The organism is Haloterrigena sp. KLK7 (assembly GCF_037914945.1).
In the GTDB taxonomy this organism is placed as follows: Archaea; Halobacteriota; Halobacteria; order Halobacteriales; family Natrialbaceae; genus Haloterrigena; species Haloterrigena salinisoli.
On sequence record NZ_CP149787.1, the window covers coordinates 198,260 to 216,938 of the forward strand.

The 18,679-nt window shown below is 68.0% G+C and carries 20 protein-coding genes and 3 pseudogenes; 12 read left to right on the forward strand and 11 right to left on the reverse strand.

Annotated features, from left to right (window positions below):
• Nucleotides 1–88 precede the first annotated feature (88 nt).
• On the reverse strand, nucleotides 89–1,321 hold the full coding sequence (locus WD430_RS01005) for an FAD-binding oxidoreductase (RefSeq protein ID WP_339104177.1): 1,233 nt from the start codon (nucleotides 1,319–1,321) through the stop codon (nucleotides 89–91).
• A 156-nt stretch (nucleotides 1,322–1,477) separates the two neighbouring features.
• The gene (locus WD430_RS01010) at nucleotides 1,478–2,257 is read right to left on the reverse strand and encodes a luciferase (protein ID WP_339104178.1); all 780 of its coding nucleotides are present in this window, start codon (nucleotides 2,255–2,257) and stop codon (nucleotides 1,478–1,480) included.
• A gap of 249 nt (nucleotides 2,258–2,506) precedes the next feature.
• On the opposite strand from WD430_RS01010, the gene WD430_RS01015 reads away from it, so the two are divergent.
• Nucleotides 2,507–3,202: a DUF502 domain-containing protein gene (locus WD430_RS01015; protein ID WP_339104179.1), complete on the forward strand. Its 696-nt coding sequence runs from the start codon at nucleotides 2,507–2,509 to the stop codon at nucleotides 3,200–3,202.
• A gap of 3 nt (nucleotides 3,203–3,205) precedes the next feature.
• On the opposite strand, the gene WD430_RS01020 is transcribed toward WD430_RS01015, so the two are convergent.
• The 3 genes from WD430_RS01020 to WD430_RS01030 form a co-directional block, all read right to left on the reverse strand.
• Complete coding sequence (locus tag WD430_RS01020) at nucleotides 3,206–3,796, reverse strand: CoA pyrophosphatase (RefSeq protein WP_339104180.1); 591 nt, start codon at nucleotides 3,794–3,796, stop codon at nucleotides 3,206–3,208.
• Between the two features lie 170 nt (nucleotides 3,797–3,966).
• Nucleotides 3,967–4,446, reverse strand: coding sequence for a hypothetical protein (locus tag WD430_RS01025; protein WP_339104181.1), 480 nt, complete (start codon nucleotides 4,444–4,446; stop codon nucleotides 3,967–3,969).
• 118 nt (nucleotides 4,447–4,564) lie between these two features.
• On the reverse strand, nucleotides 4,565–5,686 hold the full coding sequence (locus tag WD430_RS01030) for a glycosyl transferase family 2 (RefSeq protein ID WP_339104182.1): 1,122 nt from the start codon (nucleotides 5,684–5,686) through the stop codon (nucleotides 4,565–4,567).
• Nucleotides 5,687–5,843: 157 nt separating this feature from the next.
• Here WD430_RS01030 and WD430_RS01035 point away from each other — a divergent pair, with 157 nt between their 5' ends.
• Entirely contained in the window at nucleotides 5,844–6,014 is a 171-nt protein-coding gene (locus WD430_RS01035) for an HVO_0758 family zinc finger protein (RefSeq protein WP_339104183.1), read from the forward strand.
• A 162-nt stretch (nucleotides 6,015–6,176) separates the two neighbouring features.
• On the opposite strand, the gene WD430_RS01040 is transcribed toward WD430_RS01035, so the two are convergent.
• Both WD430_RS01040 and WD430_RS01045 read right to left on the reverse strand, forming a co-directional pair.
• Complete coding sequence (locus WD430_RS01040; protein ID WP_339104184.1) at nucleotides 6,177–6,731, reverse strand: metal-dependent hydrolase; 555 nt, start codon at nucleotides 6,729–6,731, stop codon at nucleotides 6,177–6,179.
• 113 nt (nucleotides 6,732–6,844) lie between these two features.
• Nucleotides 6,845–7,312: a hypothetical protein gene (locus WD430_RS01045; RefSeq protein WP_339104185.1), complete on the reverse strand. Its 468-nt coding sequence runs from the start codon at nucleotides 7,310–7,312 to the stop codon at nucleotides 6,845–6,847.
• A 297-nt stretch (nucleotides 7,313–7,609) separates the two neighbouring features.
• Between WD430_RS01045 and WD430_RS01050 the strand changes: the two genes are divergently transcribed.
• Complete coding sequence (locus tag WD430_RS01050) at nucleotides 7,610–8,125, forward strand: hypothetical protein (RefSeq protein WP_339104186.1); 516 nt, start codon at nucleotides 7,610–7,612, stop codon at nucleotides 8,123–8,125.
• A 5-nt stretch (nucleotides 8,126–8,130) separates the two neighbouring features.
• Nucleotides 8,131–8,652 (forward strand): metal-dependent hydrolase, encoded by a 522-nt coding sequence (locus WD430_RS01055; RefSeq protein WP_339104187.1) that lies wholly within the window; start codon nucleotides 8,131–8,133, stop codon nucleotides 8,650–8,652.
• A 92-nt stretch (nucleotides 8,653–8,744) separates the two neighbouring features.
• Here the strand turns inward: WD430_RS01055 and WD430_RS01060 are convergent, their stop codons facing one another.
• Nucleotides 8,745–9,302 carry a metal-dependent hydrolase gene (locus WD430_RS01060; protein WP_339104188.1) on the reverse strand — a complete coding sequence of 186 codons (558 nt, stop codon included), beginning with the start codon at nucleotides 9,300–9,302 and terminating at the stop codon, nucleotides 8,745–8,747.
• 300 nt (nucleotides 9,303–9,602) lie between these two features.
• Here WD430_RS01060 and WD430_RS01065 point away from each other — a divergent pair, with 300 nt between their 5' ends.
• The 3 genes from WD430_RS01065 to WD430_RS01075 all read left to right on the forward strand — a co-directional run bounded on the left by WD430_RS01065 (nucleotide 9,603) and on the right by WD430_RS01075 (nucleotide 10,869).
• The gene (locus WD430_RS01065; RefSeq protein ID WP_339104189.1) at nucleotides 9,603–9,779 is read left to right on the forward strand and encodes a hypothetical protein; all 177 of its coding nucleotides are present in this window, start codon (nucleotides 9,603–9,605) and stop codon (nucleotides 9,777–9,779) included.
• A 158-nt stretch (nucleotides 9,780–9,937) separates the two neighbouring features.
• On the forward strand, nucleotides 9,938–10,063 hold the full coding sequence (locus WD430_RS01070) for a hypothetical protein (protein ID WP_339104190.1): 126 nt from the start codon (nucleotides 9,938–9,940) through the stop codon (nucleotides 10,061–10,063).
• Nucleotides 10,064–10,539: 476 nt separating this feature from the next.
• Nucleotides 10,540–10,869 carry a hypothetical protein gene (locus WD430_RS01075; RefSeq protein WP_339104192.1) on the forward strand — a complete coding sequence of 110 codons (330 nt, stop codon included), beginning with the start codon at nucleotides 10,540–10,542 and terminating at the stop codon, nucleotides 10,867–10,869.
• Nucleotides 10,870–11,227: 358 nt separating this feature from the next.
• Here the strand turns inward: WD430_RS01075 and WD430_RS01080 are convergent.
• From WD430_RS01080 to WD430_RS01090, 3 genes and pseudogenes are all read right to left on the reverse strand, one after another.
• Nucleotides 11,228–11,932 (reverse strand): annotated as a pseudogene (locus WD430_RS01080) (thiolase family protein); the annotation flags it as partial.
• Between the two features lie 61 nt (nucleotides 11,933–11,993).
• On the reverse strand, nucleotides 11,994–12,560 hold the full coding sequence (locus tag WD430_RS01085) for an HTH domain-containing protein (protein WP_339104193.1): 567 nt from the start codon (nucleotides 12,558–12,560) through the stop codon (nucleotides 11,994–11,996).
• A complete protein-coding gene (locus WD430_RS01090) occupies nucleotides 12,547–12,762 on the reverse strand; it encodes a MarR family transcriptional regulator (protein ID WP_339104194.1) in 216 nt (71 codons plus the stop codon). The genes WD430_RS01085 and WD430_RS01090 overlap by 14 nt, the downstream gene beginning before the upstream one ends.
• A 658-nt stretch (nucleotides 12,763–13,420) precedes the next feature.
• On the opposite strand from WD430_RS01090, the gene WD430_RS01095 reads away from it, so the two are divergent.
• From WD430_RS01095 to WD430_RS01115, 5 genes and pseudogenes are all read left to right on the forward strand, one after another.
• Nucleotides 13,421–13,813 (forward strand): hypothetical protein, encoded by a 393-nt coding sequence (locus WD430_RS01095; RefSeq protein ID WP_339104195.1) that lies wholly within the window; start codon nucleotides 13,421–13,423, stop codon nucleotides 13,811–13,813.
• An 801-nt stretch (nucleotides 13,814–14,614) separates the two neighbouring features.
• Nucleotides 14,615–15,187 (forward strand): annotated as a pseudogene (locus WD430_RS22565) (AAA family ATPase); the annotation flags it as partial.
• Between the two features lie 507 nt (nucleotides 15,188–15,694).
• Nucleotides 15,695–16,657, forward strand: a pseudogene (locus WD430_RS01105) (transcription initiation factor IIB family protein).
• Between the two features lie 854 nt (nucleotides 16,658–17,511).
• On the forward strand, nucleotides 17,512–17,733 hold the full coding sequence (locus WD430_RS01110) for a hypothetical protein (protein WP_339104196.1): 222 nt from the start codon (nucleotides 17,512–17,514) through the stop codon (nucleotides 17,731–17,733).
• Between the two features lie 174 nt (nucleotides 17,734–17,907).
• On the forward strand, nucleotides 17,908–18,576 hold the full coding sequence (locus tag WD430_RS01115) for a helix-turn-helix domain-containing protein (RefSeq protein ID WP_339104197.1): 669 nt from the start codon (nucleotides 17,908–17,910) through the stop codon (nucleotides 18,574–18,576).
• Nucleotides 18,577–18,679 lie beyond the last annotated feature (103 nt).

Genomic DNA, 18,679 nt, shown 5'->3' on the forward strand with positions numbered 1-18,679 from the left:
GAGATCGGTCGCTCGTACTCGGCCGTCTCCGAAGGCGACGGCCCCTATCGCGACCGACTACTCGGTGACTTCCGTCCGGCGGTATGACTCACTCCTCCGGTTCAATCGACATCCCGTCGGCGATCTCGAACGACTCGTCGCCGTCGAATCGAGTCGGATCGAACGCCGCGATTCCCTCGCCGCCCACGACCTGTTCCGCGAGTCGCTGCCCGATCGCCGGCGCGCGCATGAAGCCGTGACCCTGGAACCCCGTCGCGACGTAGATCCCGTCCTCGAGTTCGCCGACCAGTGGGTCGCGGTCAGGGGTCGCCGTGCAGAGGCCCGCCCAGGCCCGCTCGAGTTCGAGGTCGGCGTCGGGGAGTCGGTGACGCACGCGCTCGAGCAGGTCGTCGGCGAACTCGGGGTCGGCGTCGCGGTCGTAGTCGTCGGGGTCGCCCTCGACGTACTCCGTGCCGTCGCCCGCGAGGAGGCCGTCGGGGTGGGGCCGCAGGTAGAACGAGTCGCTCGCGTCGTAACACATCGGTTCGTCGACGTCGGCGCCGGCGACCAGCGCCTGCACGCGGTAGGGCTTCATCGCGATCTCGATACCTGCGTCCGCGAGTAACTGCTTCGTGTGGGCCCCGGCGGCCACGACCACGGCGTCGACCTCGCGTTCGGTGCCGTCCCCTCGCGGGCTTCGCCCGCTCGAGTCGCCCGCGGAGCGTGGCTCCGCGCAGACGACTCGCAGGGGATCGGTTTCGACTTCGACCGGCGTCTCGGGGGCGAGCGTCGCGCCGGCGCCGTCGGCCGCGGCGGCCAGACAGGCGGTGTATTTCGCTGGATCGGTGTAGCCCGCCGCGCCGGCGATCCCGGCGACGGCGACGTCGTCGGTTCGAAGCGCGTCGAAGCGGTCCGCAAGCGCGTCGCCGTCGGCCTCGAGGGCGACGACGCCGTTTTCCTGCATGCGCTCGACCTGGTCGCGGATGGCGTCGGCGCGTTCCGTATCGCCCTCGCGGGCGAGCCAGACGTACGGGCACTCGGCGAACGGGAAGGTCTCGTCGCCCGAGAGCGCCCGGAAGCGTTCGATCGCGTCGCTGGCGATCTCGGCGTCGAGCGGGTCCGCGAAGGCGTCGTAGCAGATCCCCGCCGCCCGGCCGCTCGAGCCGCTCGCGATCTGATCCTTCTCGTAGAGGGTCACGTCGGCGCCCTCGCGGGCGAGATCGTAGGCCGTCGTCGCGCCGACGGCGCCGCCGCCGACGACGGCGACCTCGAGGCCGGCGCCCTCCCGCGTGAAGGCGTCGGCGCCGACCGCGATCTCCGGATCGTCGTCGATATCTGTCATGGCCGATCACGCGTCGGGAGCGCGCGGGCTCGGCGCTGTTCTCGAGCGGCGATAGCGTCTCCGAAACTCGTCATAGCGGATACTGGGGATGGCTGATACTTACCCTGTGTGATCGACGGTCGCCGGTACGGAATCGGGTACTCGAAGAACGGGACGCTATTCGAGGAACGGTTCGAGGCCCCGCGCGGGGTAGCCGACGATCGTCGTCGCGCCGGCCTCGCGCAGGGCGTCGGTCTGTGCGCGGACCTCGTCGGGAGCGCCGACGAGCGCGTAGTCGGTGGCCGCCTCGAGCAGCACCTCTCGGGCGCGGCCGGTCGCGCTCGCGTCGGTCGGGGCGCCCTCGGGTAACGCCCGCGCGACCGGCCGGCGGCGGGCGACGTAGGCGCCGACGGCGTCGAGCACGGCGTCCCGGTCCTCGGTCAGGACGGTCGGGGCGTAGACGGAGACGTCACCGTCGAAGCCGGCCGCCCGCAACGCCCGCAGGTCGCGGTCGGTCGTCCGCGAGAGCAGTTCGTACTGGGTCGCGCCGGTCGCCATCGCGATCCGTTCGACGCTCTCGGTGCCGACCCAGGCGTCGGGCTCGGTCTCGAGGGCGGCGCCGAGCCGCGGCGCGACGGCCCGTTCGCGTTCCTCGGCGGTGAGGTAGGCGGGATGGCCCGCGACGAGGACCCGCCCGACCGCGTCGGGGAGTTCGGCGGTCAGCGAGTCGTCGCCCAGCGGATCGAAGCCGTCGGCGCGGACGGGCGTCGTCACCAGGACGTCGGTCTCGCGCGAGAGGGCGACGAGCGTCTCGCGGGCGGGCAGATGGTCGCGGCCCTCGTAGTCGATCGCGATCGTCTCGACCGGGAGCGACGCGCCCTCCGAGACGTCACACTCAGCGGGTTTCAGCGCGATCGCGTCCAGTCCGGCACGGGTGACGGTACTCGAGGTCAACATGGGGAGTCACTTCGCGCGACGCGGCGGCCCCGACGCGGCCGCCGTCGGTTCGAGCGACGGTGGCTGGGCGTCGGGTCGTCGTCGGCGCGGATATAGACGTGCTGTGCGGTCGGCGCGCAAAAAGCTGGCGTTCCGGGCCGGCGCCGTCGGCGGTCGATCGCGATCGCCGAGCGACGCGGTCGCCGGCCGTTTCGAGTCCACAATCTACTCATAGGTGGGTGCCCTGCCTTCGGCCGTGAACCAGGCCACATGAATTCGGTCAAAGCGGATTTCGGACGTGGCCTCATCGTCGTCGGCCCCGTCCTCGTGACGCTGTATCTCGCCCACTACCTCTACTCGTTCATCGCGGGCGTGACGCCGGGGATCCTGCTCAACGCGGAGACCCTCGAGGCGATCGCGCCCGGACTCGGCGAGTACGCCCGCGCGAGACTCGCCGGCTTCCTCCGCGTCGCGACGTTCGTCGGATTCCTCGCCGTCGCGACGTACGTTATCGGACAGATGACGGACACGACGACCGGCGGCGTCCTCGAGGGCGTCGTCGACTACGTGGCGAACCGAGTGCCCGTCATCCGCGTCGTCTACAACGCCTCGAAGACCGCCACCGAGACGACGTTCGGCGCGGGTGAGACCCTCCAGACGCCGGTCAGGGTCGAGACGTGGGACGGCGTGTGGATGACCGCGTTCAAGACCGGCCAGCGGACGCCCGACGGTCGAGCGACGCTCTTTCTGCCGACGTCGCCGAACGTCTCCTCGGGCTACGTCCTCGAGGTCCCGCCCGACGAGTTCACCGAACTCGACGAGACGCTCGAGGAAGCCCTCACGCGGGTAGTCAGCGGCGGCTTCGGCGACGCGGACACCGCCGAGACGGAGCTCGACGAGGGGTCACTGACCGTCGTCGGACAACTCGAGGCCGACGGGACGAGCGAGCGCGACGAGCGACGCTGAACACTACCGGGAGCGCTCGACTCGTTCCGGCGGCTCGAAGTCGGTCGTCAACTCGAGTAACTGGACGAGAATACGGCCGGTGGCCCCCCAGACGGTGTAGCCGTCGACGTGGAAGTAGTGGATGACGATGTCGCCGTAATAGGGGTGGTCGCGCCGTTCGTACTCGTAGTTGGCCGGATCGAGCAGTCCGGACAGCGGGAGCACGACGATCTCGGCGACCTCGCGACCGTCGCCGACGTACTCGCGGTCGGGGACCCGACCGACGAAGGGCGTGACGGCGTACTCCGTGATCGTCCGGATGTCGTCGAGTTGGCCGACGATCTCGACCTCGTCGGCCTCGAGCCCGATCTCCTCGTTGGCCTCCCGGAGCGCGGTCTCGAGGATGGTCTCGTCGACCGGTTCGGCGCCGCCGCCGGGGAAGCTCATCTGCCCGGGATGCTCGCCGAGGTGGTCTGCCCGGCGGGTGAAGAGCAGGTGGTCCTCGCCGTCGCGCTCGATGATCGGCGCGAGGACGGCCGCGTCGTGTTCCTGGTCGTCGATCTCGAGGGGCACGTGGTCGGCGACCGGCTCGAGGGTCATCGTCGGCTGTGGCATACGGGTATACGCTCACCTTCGTTCGCTGGGACGCGCTGACTGTCGATACCGGACCATCGGTCCCGATCGGAATCTCCGTTTCGGTTCGCTCCGTCTCCGGTCGACGCGCCGTCGGTCCGCGCTCGTCTCGGTCGGGTCCGTTCGGGTTCGAAGCCGTCCGAGTCGCGGGCTCACTCGAGGGCGTCTTCCAGTCGCTCCCGCTCGGCCGCGAGGTCGACCGGCGCCCAGGCTTCGACGTCGTAGCTGACGTCGATCAGGTGTCGGACTCGGTCCTCGTCGTCGGCAGCGAGGGCCGCCTCGAGGGCGTCCGCGAACTGCTCGCGGGCCGTCTCCCCGAGGGCCTCGCGATCGAGCCGGCGACGGTCGACGTCGAGGATGTGCGGGACGTCCTCGGCGCCCTCGGGCACCGACGGGAACGCCGTCGGCCCGGCGACCAGCAGCGACCGGCGCTCGCCGTCGACGAGCCGGTCGTGGCGAACGAGCGCGAACGACTCGAGGGCGTCCTCGATCATCGGCTCGAGGGCGGCCTCGTCGACGGACTGGCCGTCCGCCCGGAACGCCGCCTCGGAGAGCGCCCGCTCGAGTTCCGATCGCGTCAGCCCGCCGAAGAGGTCGACGACGCCCGCCAGTTCGTCCGCAGTCGCGTCCATACACGCCACGACGGACGAAGGTCGGATTAGCGTTGTGGTCACCGACATCGGCGCCCGTGATCGTCGATGTCGGCGCCGGATCCGGACGACGGGGGCGCGTTGCGAATCCGTCGGTGCGTTACGCGTTTCGAACCGCCAGGGCGGCCGAGACGATCGCGTCGGGCGTCAGCGGCGCGTCCGTCCACGGGGGCAGCCGGCGGTCGGGACCGGGCGGCGCGATCGAGTCGGCGTAGCGGACGAGCTGGTCCCGTTCGGCCGCGGGATCGTACGTCAGGCCGTTGAACGCCGCGTCGGCGCGGTACTGCTCGACCAGCCGGTCGCCGGTCGCGAGGTACCGCTCCCGGAGGGTGTCGTAGTCCGGGTCGACGCCCCGTTCCTCGACGACGCGCAGCAGTTCCCCGGCCACCTCGCGGCTCATCCCCTCGAGGCCGGTCTCGCCGGCGACCGCGCGGTGGTCGTGCTCGTGGCGCCCGAGGTCCACCTGCGCGGCGCCGTCGAAGCCGGCCGCGTCGAAGGCGTCGCCGAGGGTCCCGACCTCGAGGCCCCAGGCCCGCGGCGCGCGGAGCCGCCGGACGAGGGCGGCCGTGGCGGCGAACTCGCCGGCCAGCGGGTACCGAAAGGCGCGGAGGTAGTCGAGGATCGGCGCGTCGTGGCGGTCCGCGAGCGTCCGAACGAGCGGTGCGTAGAACAGCCGGAAGAGCCGCCCGTAGAGTCGGCCGTCCTCGATGCGGGCGTAGTACCCCTTCGAGAAGGCGTAGTCCATCGTCAGCGGCGCGAGCAGGCGCGGGACGTGGCCGGCCTCGTAGCTCCTGGCGTCGGCGTCGTGGACGACGACGTACTCGCCGGCCGCGGCGGCGGGACCGAGCGCGAGCCAGACGTCCCGTCCCTTACCGAACTCCCCGTCCAGCCCCGCGTCGGCCAGCAGGGCCTCGACCCGGGGCGCGTTACACCACAGGACGCGGATCGGCAGCGAGAACGACTCGAGCCACCCGCGAAACGGACCGATCTCGTCGGCGCCGGCGCGGACGGGAACGAAGACGGCGGCCGGTGCGGGCTCGAGGGACTCGAGTTCCGAGAGAACGCGTTCGGCGGCGGGGTTCTCGTGTTCGCGGGCGGTCATCGGGACGACGACGGCCGTCTCGGCGACGGCGTCGGCGGCCGCGCGGGCGAGGTCGCTCTCGCGGCCGGCGGTCCCGCCGAACTCGTGGAGCGTCGCGATCCGCTCCTGAACGTACTCCATCGGTGGAGTGTTCGACCGGACCGGTAAAACGGCCACGACTCCGGCCAGACCGTCCGGTCGTGACGGCGGAGTTACAGTATCGGCCCCTCAGGTCGTCACGACACAGAACTCGATAAAGCACCGGTCTTTTTCTACCCTACGTTCGTAGGGGGGCAACATGAAATCAGTCCGGAAGGCGCTCCGCGACGGCGAACTCGAGAAGGACACCTACGATCGGCTCGTCTGTGGCGACTGCGAGAAGGCCCTGAAGACCGAAAACGACCCGGACCAGATCAAGACGGTCCGCATCTGTCCGGAGTGCGATGCCGAGTGGAAGGAGATTCGCTGATCGCGTCCGGATCGCCCGCCCGAATCGGAGTCCCTTCTTCGGCCGCTGGTCGGGAGTGGAGACGCCGGATTGTAGCGTCGAGCCAATGGAGGCGCTGCGGCGCAGCGTCACGCCGACGGTGCTACGGCACAGCGTCGCTTCAGGGACGCCGTCGGGGCCGCGCTAGCCCGGCGTCGGACCCACCCGCTCGAGGGCCGTCCGAATCGGCCGCAGTCCGGGATAGCCGTGGCGACGCCAGTACGTGAACGCGACGGCGGCCAGGACCCACTGCGCGAGGAAGTACGGCTCGGTCAGCGAGTCCCGGAGGAGTCCGAGGACGGTCGGCGGCCCGCCCTCGTAGGGTTCGACCGGCGTGATCGGCCACAGCAACTGGTTCGGTCGGGTCTCGGCGTCCCAGACCATCGGGAGGACGTCGACGAGCGTGTGCGAGATCGCGCCGATCCCGAACGCGATCCCGCACTCGGTCCGGTCGTATCGGGCGGCGACGAGCGAGACGGCGATCGACAGCGGCACCAACAGGAGCAGCGAGTGGGCGAGCGAGCGCCCCGTCGGGAGGACCGTCAGGTACCACGCCAGCGGCTTGTCGACGAGGTCCGGGAACTGGCTCCCAAACGCGAGCAACAGCGCCGGGACGTGCGCCGGCGGCGCGTCGAATCGCGCTCGAGTCGCGATCGTATAACAGAGGTAGGCGACGGCGACGTGTCCGAGTGGCCACATGCTGGTCGGGACGATGCGAGGCCGAGGGATAACTGGTGCGGTTGGACTCGGGACCGCGAGACGCGGGATCACGGGACCGGCACCGACGAGCCGCGTCGGTCGCAGTGTAAGCCTTAAAATCGAACGTACCGCTCGGCGAGCGGGTACGCCGGTCCGACCAGCGCGCCGTAGACGAGCAGACCGGCGAGACTCTCCCAGTGGAGGTAGGGGAACGGTGGCGTCCAGCCGAGCAGTCCGAGCCACAGCGGCAACAGCAGCGCGACGCCGAGGAGCCACGCGACGAGGCCGAAACACGCGCCGAGCGTGATCCCCGTGATCGGATCGGTCAGGTCCTCCCCGAGGGGGCCCAGTGCGCCGAGGATCCGATAGGCGAACGCTCCGATCGCGCTGGCGACTAGCAGAACGGAGAGTCCCGGTAGCAGGCCGGGTCGGTCGACGAGGAAGCCGACCGACTCGAGCAGTCCGACCGCGTACAGGACGACCCCGAACCCCGTCCCGCCAGCGAGCCCGGCGATCGCGACTGCGGCCAGGCGTCCGACACCCCGATCGACGAACCGCCGCTGAACGAGTTCCCCACTCATACGCTCTCTATGGGAATCTCCATCAGTCGATACTTATCTGTTTATGATTTTTCGGATCGATATCATATCGATGGCGACCGACCGTGAGCGAAACGAACGAGAAATGAACGAGGACGCGGTCGAGTCGATCGACCCGACCGAGTGCAGACGGTTCACCCCCTCATCCGGATACGAGCGGTGAGGGCGCGCCCGACCTCACACGTCGAGTCGCGCGCCGAAACGAGACTCGAGTCGCGACTCGACTCGGCACGTGATGTTCTGCTGACTATTATCCGCGTCTCGTTCCAACTGCGGGGTATGCACACCGGTCCGCTCGCTCGAGGGTTCGGAATCGCAGTTCTGACCGCAGGTCTCCTCGGGTGCCTCGTCCTGGGCGGCGCCGGCTGGTCCCTCGAGGCGGTTCAGACGGACGACTCGAGCGACGCGAACGAGGTCGTCGTCCTCGACGGCGGCGACTACGACCTCGGTGCGGCGTACCGCGACGCCGGCCCGTCGGCGACTTCGGGGGCCGAGACGACCGGTCGAGCGGCGACCGCCGGCCTGTCGGCCGTCGCGTCCGAGCTCGGAGCCGCCCTCGTGGCGCCGGCGGACCGCAGCGAGGAGCGCCGGATCGGCGGCCTCCGCTACGCGCACGCGATCTCGGCCGTCGGCGCCGCGCTGGTCGCGGGCCGCGCGCTCGCCGGCTGGCGACTCGATCCCCGCCGGCGCTCGCTCGAGCCGACCGGTCGGCTGCCGTTCGGCGGCGACACCGGGTCGGAGCCGGTCGATCGAGGAGCGTCGGGGACGACTCGAGTCGCGCGAAGCGGGGAGTGATCGACGTGGCCGACGGACTCACGCACGTGCTGGTCGCGTACGCGCTCGCGACGCTCCTCTCGGTTCGGTACCCGTGGATCACGGCGCGGCTGACGACCGTCGCGATGGTCGGCGGGACGCTGCCCGATCTCAATCGCCTGAAGTGGGTCGTCCCGCCGGAGACGATCGAATCGGTGATCGGGGCGTCGTTCTCCTGGCGACCGATGCACTCGATCGGCGGCGTCGCGGTCGCGATCTGCATCGCCTCGCTGACCGTCCGGGCGGAGTACCGACGGGCGGTCGCGCTCCTGCTCGCGCTCGGCGCGCTGTCGCACTTCGCGCTCGACCTCCTGCTGGTGCCGCCGGCGGGCACCTACCAGTACCTCTGGCCGCTCACCGATGCCGACGTCGTCTTTCCGGGGTTCTACAGCAGCCGGGATCGGTGGGTCGCCCCCGTCGCGATCCTGCTGGCCCTCGCGGCGCGATCGATCGCCCGGCGTCGATATCGGGCGCTCGAGCGGGGACCGGCGATACGGGCGGACGGGTGAGGGGGTGAGTCCGTTTTCAGGTCGGATCGGCAGGTGGGACTCGAGCGGGAGTCGAGGAGGACGGCCGGTTCGATTTCGCTTGCACCGTTCCGTTAGGCCGCTTTTCGCGTGAGGAGCGCGGCGCTTCGGCGAACGTAGCCGGTTCCGGGCGTTCCGTCGCGATACCAGGCGAGGAGGGCGACGAGCACGAGGCCGAGCTGCGCCCACTCGTACCAGCCCATCGAGTAGCGCAGGAAGCCGGCGAGGATCCCGTCGACCGATTCGTACGGCGGCGGCGGGAGGAGCGGCCAGACGAGGAACGTCAACTGGGACGCGTCGGCCGTGAGGATCGCGTTCGGCGGGACGTCCGCCAGCAGGTGCGAGACGTGGCCGACGGCGAACGCGGTGCCGACGTCGGGTCGGTCGATCCGGAGCGCGACGAGATAGACCGTCGGAAGCAACAGCGCGGCGACGAAGACGGAATGGGTGAGCGTCCGGCCGCCGGGGAGGAGTCCGAACGACCACGCGAACGGCTTATCGATCAGATCGGGGAACTGCGACCCGATCGCCACGGCGATGACGGGAAGCGCACGCGGCGGACGGTCGCGGAGTCGATGCCGGGCGAACGAATAGCACAGGTACGCGACGGCGAGGTGTCCCCAGGGCCACATCGTCTCGAGGTTTCGTCGAAATCCGTAAAGGTACTTCGTTCGGGAGTCGCGCCCCGTTCGCGGTTCGGCGTTCGGTCGTCGCCGTCGGCCGAGCGCTCGAGAGGTCCCGGAGACCGGCTTCGTGCTCGGTCTGTGACTCGACGCGTTCCGCGCCGCTCGAGGACGTGAGCGACGACCGGTTCGGCGCTCCGGAACCGGAACCGCCGATGCGAGCGACTCGCGGTGAGAAGAACCTCTTTACGTGAAGCTAAGTAGGAGTTTTACCTATCACTTATTCGCCAAATGGAGGAGGAAACCACGGTGTCACTCGAGTTCACTGACGAAGAGATCGAGCGGATACTGATGAGCCTCACGCTGGCTCGAAACAGTCCGCAGATGACCGGCTCGCTCGCGGTCGACGATCTCATCGCGCGGTTCGCGACCCACGCCGACGAGAGCGCTATTCCCGGCGTCGACGATCCCGCTACGGATCTCTAGAACGACTCGTTCGGAGCGAGGCGTCTCGCTCCCCGACTCGGTGCCGGCGAACGGTCATGTACTGATCGACCGTTCGTACTGAGAGGCCCCCTCGCGAGTCGTGAATCGGCATGCACGGGCAGGGTGACGGTAAAGCTGATCGCGGTCGTACGCAGCGCATGGGCGCCACTGAGCCATGCCCGAACTGCGGCGAAACGGACGTCTGGCTCGAGGAGCGAGCCCGACACATCCAGTACGGCTGCAACCTGTGCGATCACACGTGGAAACAGGAGAAGGCGACGTAGGACGGGACCGCGTCGGTACCGTGACCGAGGCGAGTCATCGAGCGACGGTGCAGGCATCGACGCGTGACTCGAGGCGTTCTCTCTCGTCTCCGTTGCATTACCGATCGAAGAGAGTCGCCGTGTCAGCATCGGCCTCCCAACGACTCACGTCTCGACGCCGTCCCGTTCTGGACTGCCGAGAGACCGACCTGCGCTCTCGAGTCTCGCTCGCGTCGCTCGCGAGGCCGCCGAGGACTGCTCGAGGCGGGGACCCGCGACTACCGACCCCGACGACCGACGGGTCGTTCACCCGCGTCGGCGGCCGCTCGTGAGGGTTCGGAACGTCCGATCCGTGATGACTTCTTCACGTGCGTCGTACGGCCGTCTGACTGACGTTTTTACTTTCGACTGTTGATCCGGCTGGTATGGTAGCTCGACTCGCCGTCGAGACGTTCCGCATCGAACAGCGACCGTCGGCGTATCGGAGGCGATAATCCGTGTCGTCAGCACAGTCCACGTCGCTCCTCCCGCTGGACGGGCGCGTGACGACGTGGCCGGCGTACCTGCTGACCGTCTGTTGGCCGGGCGTCGGGCACCTCTACGCCAGGCAGTGGCGCCGCGGCTGCTGCTGGGCCGCACTGTGCGGGGTCGCGCTCGTGTTTCTGAGTCCCGGGTCGCTGCTCGCCGCCGGCCCGCTCGTCGATCCGCTCGTCCTCTCCGTCCTCCGCCTCGAGGCCACCTCCTTCGCGGACGTGGCCTTCCCGCTCGCCGTCCTCGCCCTCAGCGCGATCGATCTCTACTCGCTCGCGGTGCTCGAAGAAGTGTAGGGCCTCGGACAAGCGCACGCGAACGGTTCGGTCTACTCGCTTCCCCCTGACCTACTCGTCGCGGGTCCGTCACGACCTCGTCTGCCCGCGTCCCGTCGGTGACTACCCGCGGTCGCCTCCGCAGACCGGGTTCCGGCGCCCGCGACGGGTATCGCACTCGCCGATCACTCGAGAGACGAGGGGCTGTCGGCTACTGCAGGAGCGACGGCGCCTAGACCGGCTCGAACCGGTAGCCGTCCCAGTCCTGGCTCTCGGGTTCGCGGATGCCGGCGCCGGGTTCGCGGAGTTCCTCGACGTAGACGGGTTCGACCTCGTCGCCGGTCTCGATAGTATCGGTCGTCACTTGACCGATCGCGCGGACCGATTCGGGGCAGAGCAGGAGGGCGGCCGAGCCGTCGGTGATCGGACAGAAGTCGTACAGCCGCAGCGGATCGGCGATGATCGGCGACTCGAGGATCGTCTCGACGTCGACCTCCTTCTGGAACTGCGCCTTCGGATTGTCGACGCCGTTCCGATGGTTCTTGGCGGCGACCTTCGCCAGACTGTCTCGGGGCGCGTCGAACCGCTCGAGGTAGTGGCGGGCGGTGAGCCCCGCGAACGAGGGGAGCGTGACGCCGTGTTTGTACTCGACGGGATGCCCGACGGAGGCGATGATGTCGGTCGTCTCGCCGGTCGACCGATGGGTCATCTTCTCGCCGCCGACGAGCAGCGTCATGTCGCTGGCGCCGCTGGCGATCGACTGCCAGGCGGCGTAGATCCCCGCGCCGCCGCTCGAGCTGGTCTGGTCGACGCGCTGGGTGTACGCCGGCATCGCGCCGAGGTCGTGAACGAGGGCGTTCATCACGCCCGTCATCCCCTCGAACTCGCCGCTGGCCATGTTGGAGACGTACAGGTGCTCGACATCGCCCGGGTCGGCGCCCGCGTCCGCCAGACACTCGAGGCCGGCCTCCGCGAGGAGGTCGAGGATCCACTCTCCCTCGCGTTGCCCGAACTGGGTCATCGACGCGCCGATCACTGCCACGCGATCCCCCGTCTCGTCGGCGGACTGGCGCCCGGACGGCATCACCGCTCACCTCCCGGTGTCGACGAGCGGCGGCTTCGGCGTCGTGACGTCCGCGCGGCGGTCATCGCTGGCCCCCCAGTACCGGTGACGGGTCCCGCCCCGCGGCGGACGCGTCGCGGTCCGCCGCGTCGGACTCGACCGCGGACAGCCACTCGTCGACGGTGTACGTCCGCTCGTCGGCGGTGTTCAGCCGTTCCGTATACGGGACGACGCCGCGGAGCTCGGCCGGATCCGTCACGGTCCCGTCCTCGGACAGCGCGAGCGCCACGACCGGGACGCGAACGCGCTCGCGCGAGGTGGCCGACTCGGCGCCGAACGGTGACGCCGGGAGTTGGCGTCGGCGGAACCCCGGCTCGATCGAGTGTCCGTCTCGGTCGGCCCAGCGCTCGAACGCGGCCACGAGGTCACCCTTCGACGGTGCGCTCGCGGCGCTCGTTTCCGGCGGCCACGAGGTGACCCGGTACTCGTCGATCCGGCCGGCCTCGCAGAGGGACTCGAGTCGCTCGATGACGCCGTCGACGGTCTCGGCGATCGGGGCGGGGACGTCGGATCGAACGTAGCAGTCGATCCGAAGGTCCGCCGACTCGAGCGCGACGTCGGGGGACGAAGCTGATTCACCGGCCGACATAGCCGTCCTCCGTTCGTCGAACGAGGTCTCGGTCGTTGAGCGATGCGAGCAGCGGCAAGAGCGTGAGTTTGGACAGCCCGAGCAGCGCTTGCAGCTGGGAGACTGTCGGTTCGTCCGTCACGCGGACGGCTAAATAGACGAGCTTGGCCTGCGGTGATGCAAGCTCGTCCGGAATCGTTAGTCGGTGTTCACTCGTGGACATCACAGCCATCTGCCACGGACGCCGGCATAAGCGTAGACTGAGACTGACACACACGGTCTCATGAAAATCAACAAATGAAATTTGGATAATAAAGTGGTATTACTGGCAAATAGTCCGTGGCCGACTCCCGAATGCCGGGCCGCACTGCGTCGCAAGCCACCCTGCGACCGTCGGGCCAACAACTATGCGAATGAGTAGCATAGATGTAGTCGGTCTGCGTCCGGTCGACGCTGGCCGGAGGCAGATCGGTATCGCTGAACCGGCACTCAACTAGAACAGCGCCCTGATCGGCTTTGACGTAGCATCTGGAGGGATTCATTCCCTCCGTTTCAGTACCGAACAGCCGCGCGAACGTCCGCAGACGAACGACAGCGGCTCTTCACCGCGGACGAGAACCACAGTCTGAGCGCGGCGATCGGCGAGACGGTCGCAGCGTCCGCGGACAGCGACCGCACGGACGGGAACGTCTCGACTCGGCGTCGTGCAGCGTGCACTCCCGTCCTCGAGTCGGCCGTACGAGCACTGGTACCGGGCTCGTGGCCCCGGGCGAGCCGTGCTCGGGCGTCGCACGGAGCGGTCCGTTCCGCCCAGACGGGCGGTGTCCCGACCGAACGTGGTTGAGGCAACATTTACCTGTGCCCGGCGACTGAATGCTCCTATGGACCGCGACGACCAACGGCCCGAACCCACCGAGCCCGCCGCAGCAGCGCTGTCCGACGCCGGGGTACCGGCCGACCTCCCGCTCGCACTCAGTGATCTGTTCCAGCTCCTCGCGACCGACCGGACGCGGCAGCTGTTGTACTTCCTGACTGCCCGCGGGGGCACGGTGTTCGTCGACGAGCTCGAGGCCGCGTTCGACGACGACGCCGTGGTCGAGTTTCACCACATCCAGTTCCCGCGGTTGGTCGATTGCCACATCATCGACTACGATCGCGAGGCCGCGGCGATCACCCTGACGTCGATCGGTGACGACCTCCGGCCGGCCCTCGAGCTCATCAAGGCGATGGACGATCCCGCGATCGCCGCGGTCCCGGACCCGGCCGAGCGGTAAGCGACTCGCGGCGGGGGATCGCGTCGTGCACGCGGGCGTTCTGGAATCGAATCGACACCAGAGAGCGCTCCGCAGCGAGCAGTCCGTGGACAGCGGTCGTCGCCGGACACTCACTCGAGGCCGGCTCTACACGGACTGCCGAGGACTGCTCGAGGCGGGACACCACGGCTACCGAACCCGGCTAGCCGACCGGTCGCGGCGGGGGTGGTGTGGGTCGCGTGAGAGCTGTGGCCGCTCTCGTGACAGAACTCGATCGCGATCGTCCACGGTCATCCGAGGACTTGACGTCCGCCCACGGCCGAAGCCGTGGAATCCCGCCGGCGGGCTTCAGGCCGCATCCGAGTCCACGGCGGCAACTTTCCCCACGGTGGGGGTCCTCCGGTCTGTGCGGTCCTCTTTGGTATTTGTCCGACGGACCGTCGGGGCGGGTGTGGTCGGCCGCCACTCGTGATTGTTCCACTCAAGGCAAGGCGCACGGGCCTCCCGATCCTGCGCCAAACGGGGACGGATCGCGAACGTGTTGACGCGTTTCATGGTGCTGGGAGCCGGCCGCTGGTGGAGTCACCCCTCGAGTCGCACGCTCTGTCGGCCGCGGTGCTGCCAGGTGTGCTCTCCCCGGGGAGACACACACTCGTAGTTCCGCTGGAGTGGCTCGCTGACAGGGGGGTGGGCGCGCGGACGGTTCCCCCCGAGCCACGCCTCTGACGGGTGCGTAGCGCAGCGATCGCCACGCGTGTCCGCGTGCACACGGGGCGAGACGTTCTTTGCTGGCACGCCACTACCAGGGACAATCGCGAGCGTATGAGTGAGTACGACGACCTCTTCGCCGAGACGGCGCCCGCCAACAGCGTCTTCGCCGACAAACGCGCGCTGGTCATCAACGGCGTCCATGACGGCTAGCTGCCGGCGACGGTCTCGATCTACGGGCCGCCCGGCACGGGAAAGACCCTGACGACGCGGCGGATCTGTCGGGCGTTCGCCGCCCGCCATGACGACCTTGCGGTGGAATACGTCAATCTCAAGGAGTGTCGGACGCTCTTTAGCGCGGCCACCAAATCCTGTTCGCGCTGACCGGCGCCAAGAAGGGCGCCTATGAGGAGTTGGATGGGGTCTTTACCGCCATTTGGACGCCCCTCGAGGCCTACCCCGCGTGGACCGTGCTGGTGCTCGACGAGATCGACCACGTCCAACACGACACGAACTACGATCCCAGCGAGTTTTTCTACCGACTGTTGTGGGCTCGCGCTCTCGGTCTGGCTCGTCAGCAACGAACTGCTCGAGGGCGATCTGCGGTTGGACAGTCGCGTCGAGAGCGCGATGAGCGACGCAGCCGTCTTCTTCCCGCCACACGACGGCGACGCCCTCGCGGCGCTCCGGGCTCTGCCCGTCCCGCCACTATGGCGGGGCAGCGGGGGCGACGACTTCGGCGGCTGGGGGCGTCCTGGCGGTAGCATCACAGTTGGACCCACCGCTGAGAGCGGCGACTCCAGTCGCAGCCGGTGGTTCGTCGGTGCGGGCGCCAAGCCGTCCACGCGCACCCCGGTGTCACCCTTGGCGTGACCAATTGCCGCTCACGGGCGACGGGGCGCTGCGTCCCAGCCAGACGGCGCGTCGATTCGCTGCTAGGCGATCCAGCGGCGCTCGGTCGAGACGCGCCCCGGCGTATCACCGCCGGCCCTCCTCGAGTATGCCTGCGGTTGACGCATCCATGGCGTCGGCACCCGGAGTGGGCGGGTCCCCGACACGCCCGCCGGACCCCGCTTTCGGGCACCCGTCCCAGCACCGCTCACGCCCGGGGACGGGGATGGTGGCACTGCTCTGTGGGGCTGGCCGTGCGTGGTGCAGGAACAAGGGTTTACGGCAGGCGGGCGAGCAGCTAACATGGAGCGTCCGACTCGCCAGCACGAACGTGACCCAGAGTCAGAGCACCACACCGAGGCGGCTACCAGTGAGCGGACCTGCGATGAATGTGGCTCGAGTGAACTCGTCACGAGCGAGGATCAGGGCGAACTCGTCTGTGAGGATTGTGGTCTGATCAGCGAAACGACGAACATCGATCGCGGGCCGGAATGGCGTGCGTTCAACCCATTCCGAACGGGAGAGCAAGTCCCGCGTGGGGGCGCCGACCACCAAGACGATGCACGACAAGGGGCTCACCACGCAGATCGACTGGAAAGACCAGGATGCCTACGGCCGTTCGATTTCATCGACAAAGCGCAGCCAGATGAACCGCCTGCGCAAGTGGCAAGAACGCATCCGCACCAAAGACGCCGGCGAGCGCAACCTGCAGTTCGCGCTCAGCGAGATCGATCGGATGGCAAGCGCGCTCGGCGTCCCGCGCTCGGTGCGCGAGGTCGCCAGCGTCATCTATCGCCGGGCCCTCGACGAGGACCTCATCCGCGGCCGCTCGATCGAAGGGGTCGCGACGGGCTGTCTCTATGCGGCGTGCCGGCGGGAGGGCATTCCTCGCAGCCTCGAGGAGATCGCCGACGTCTCACGGGTCGAACGGAAAGAAATCGGGCGGACATACCGCTATGTGGCCCAGGAACTCTCGCTCGCGATGGAGCCAGTCGATCCCAAAGCGTACGTCCCCCGGTTTTGTTCCGAACTCGACGCGAGCGAGGAGGTCCAGGCCAAAGCCAGCGAGATCATTGACACCACGGCAGCGCAGGGGCTGCTCTCGGGGAAGTCCCCGACGGGGTATGCGGCCGCGGCGATCTATGCGGCCTCGCTGCTCTGTAACGAGACACGAACCCACACGACGTCGCAGCCGTCGCCCAGGTCACCGAAGTCACCATCCGCAACCGGTATCAAGAACAGATCGAGGCGATAGAACTCCCCTAGCCATCGGTGCCAGCGAGTCACGGCCGCTCGGTGCCGTGCGATTGGCCGCGCCCGCCGAGCGGCTTGGGTGCTTTGCGTGCTAGATTACTAGGTTCGCGCACCTCGGCCGCGTAGAGCTGGCTCGCTCGAGCCGTCATCTTCCCCGCGCTATCGGTGGAACCTGGTAGTGGACGCCCGTTCTGGCTTCAGTCCGTACAGGGACGAAGCTCCCGTCTCCGTGTCATGGCCCCGACTCGAGGGCGTGAGGCGTGGGCTCGCGCTGTCTGGGACCGTGTGCCCGGCGGCGTAGCCGAACGACGCTGGATGCCCCCATCGCAACGGCGTCCGTGACGGCGCTGCCGGCAGCTGGCAGCCCACGATCTCAGCGGAGACTGCAAGGCCGCCGATCAGACGGCTCACTTACAGCACACCTGAACGCAGTGGTCCACCGGCAGCCGGGCTTTCGCGCCGTGCGCGGCGGTGGATGGCAAGACGCCATCTCACTGAACCCGCTGATGACCGTTCCTGTCCCGGGCCGTCCGCGTCGACTGGACCGCTACCTCGGCTCAGCACCTGACCTGACGACAGTGAGGACGTGTGAGAGCGTAGTCACTGGGACAACTCCGGGCGGGGCCAGCCGTCGCTGCCATGGTTCCGTTCCTTCGGGTGGAATTATCGGCTGGGTCGTCGTTCTGCATTGGGTGGTATGATCCGGTAATATTATCAGCGGGCGTCTCTTGAGACGGGAGTATATGATAGGGAATACCACACGTGTCGGTGGAGACCGACAGGTTTCCAAGACGCTGCTCGTTGCCCTTCTCTCGCACGAACGGCGGCGATTTGCGTTGTACTGCCTCCAACGGTCTCAAACTCCGATGGCACTGGCCGATCTAGCCGCCGAAGTCGCACGATTGGCACACGAGAGCGAGTCCCGTCTCCCCCGGCCACGGAACGAGGAACAGGAGATCAATCGTGATCTCTATCAGTCTCATCTCCCGACGCTGGAAGACGCGAATCTCCTCGCGTATTCTCACGACAACGACACCGTATCGCTCACCGATGCCCTCTCGAAGTTACGACTAGAGGAGGTGATCTGAATCCTCCGGTTCCGCCGAGAGAGGTACTCGAGTCGCCGTGGCACGCCCGACTCACACCGTCTCGCGGTCCCTGCTCGCGTATTTTATTTTTTAGCAGCCAGTCCACCAAGAGCTAGCGTATTCAGATCAGTCACTGAGAAATGTTAGCAATGATGGGATCTCGGGAGAGGACCGATGGCAACGATCGCTGAGTTCCGGATTCCAGCCAGTGATACCGCACTTGGCGCCACCTTTCACGCAGTTCCCTCACTCGTCTGTGAGATCGAGCCAGTGATCGCCGCGGATGAGTTCGGAATGTGGATGAGCGATGTAGACCACGCAGCACTGAACGCTGCTCTCAGGGCGGACAGGACTGTCAGAGACCATTCGCTCATTACCCGTGAGGAAGCCGGGTGGTTGTACGCCATCGACTTTTCGACCGAGATAACAGAGAATTTCGCGATCGTTACTGAAGCGGGCGGTACGATGCTCGCGGCGTCAGCGCGAACTGGCATGTGGACGGTCCGGGTGCGATTTCCGGCCCGTGAGAACGCTAGTCGTGTCTATGAGCGCTTGGCAGCGCGTGATATTCAAATCGAGATTACGCAACTCCGATCACGCACACCACCCACTGCTGCTGCATGTGGCCTGTCACCTGAGCAATATGAAGCGCTCACTGCGGCGCTCACCGCTGGCTACTTCGAGATCCCGCGTGAGATTTCGTTAGGAGAACTCGCCGTGAACCTGGACATCTCACATCAAGCACTGTCCGAACGGCTTCGGCGCGCCTATCGGACCCTTGTCACCGAATCACTCGAGGTCGATACACGAAGCGACTGCACTGGGGGAGACCCGCGCGAGTAGTCGGCTCTTTTGTGGCGACTGCGCGATGGACCCTCCAGCCGTCGCGGTCGCCTGGCCGCTCGAGTGGCAGCCGTTGGGTTCGCAACCGCGACGGCTGTGCGCT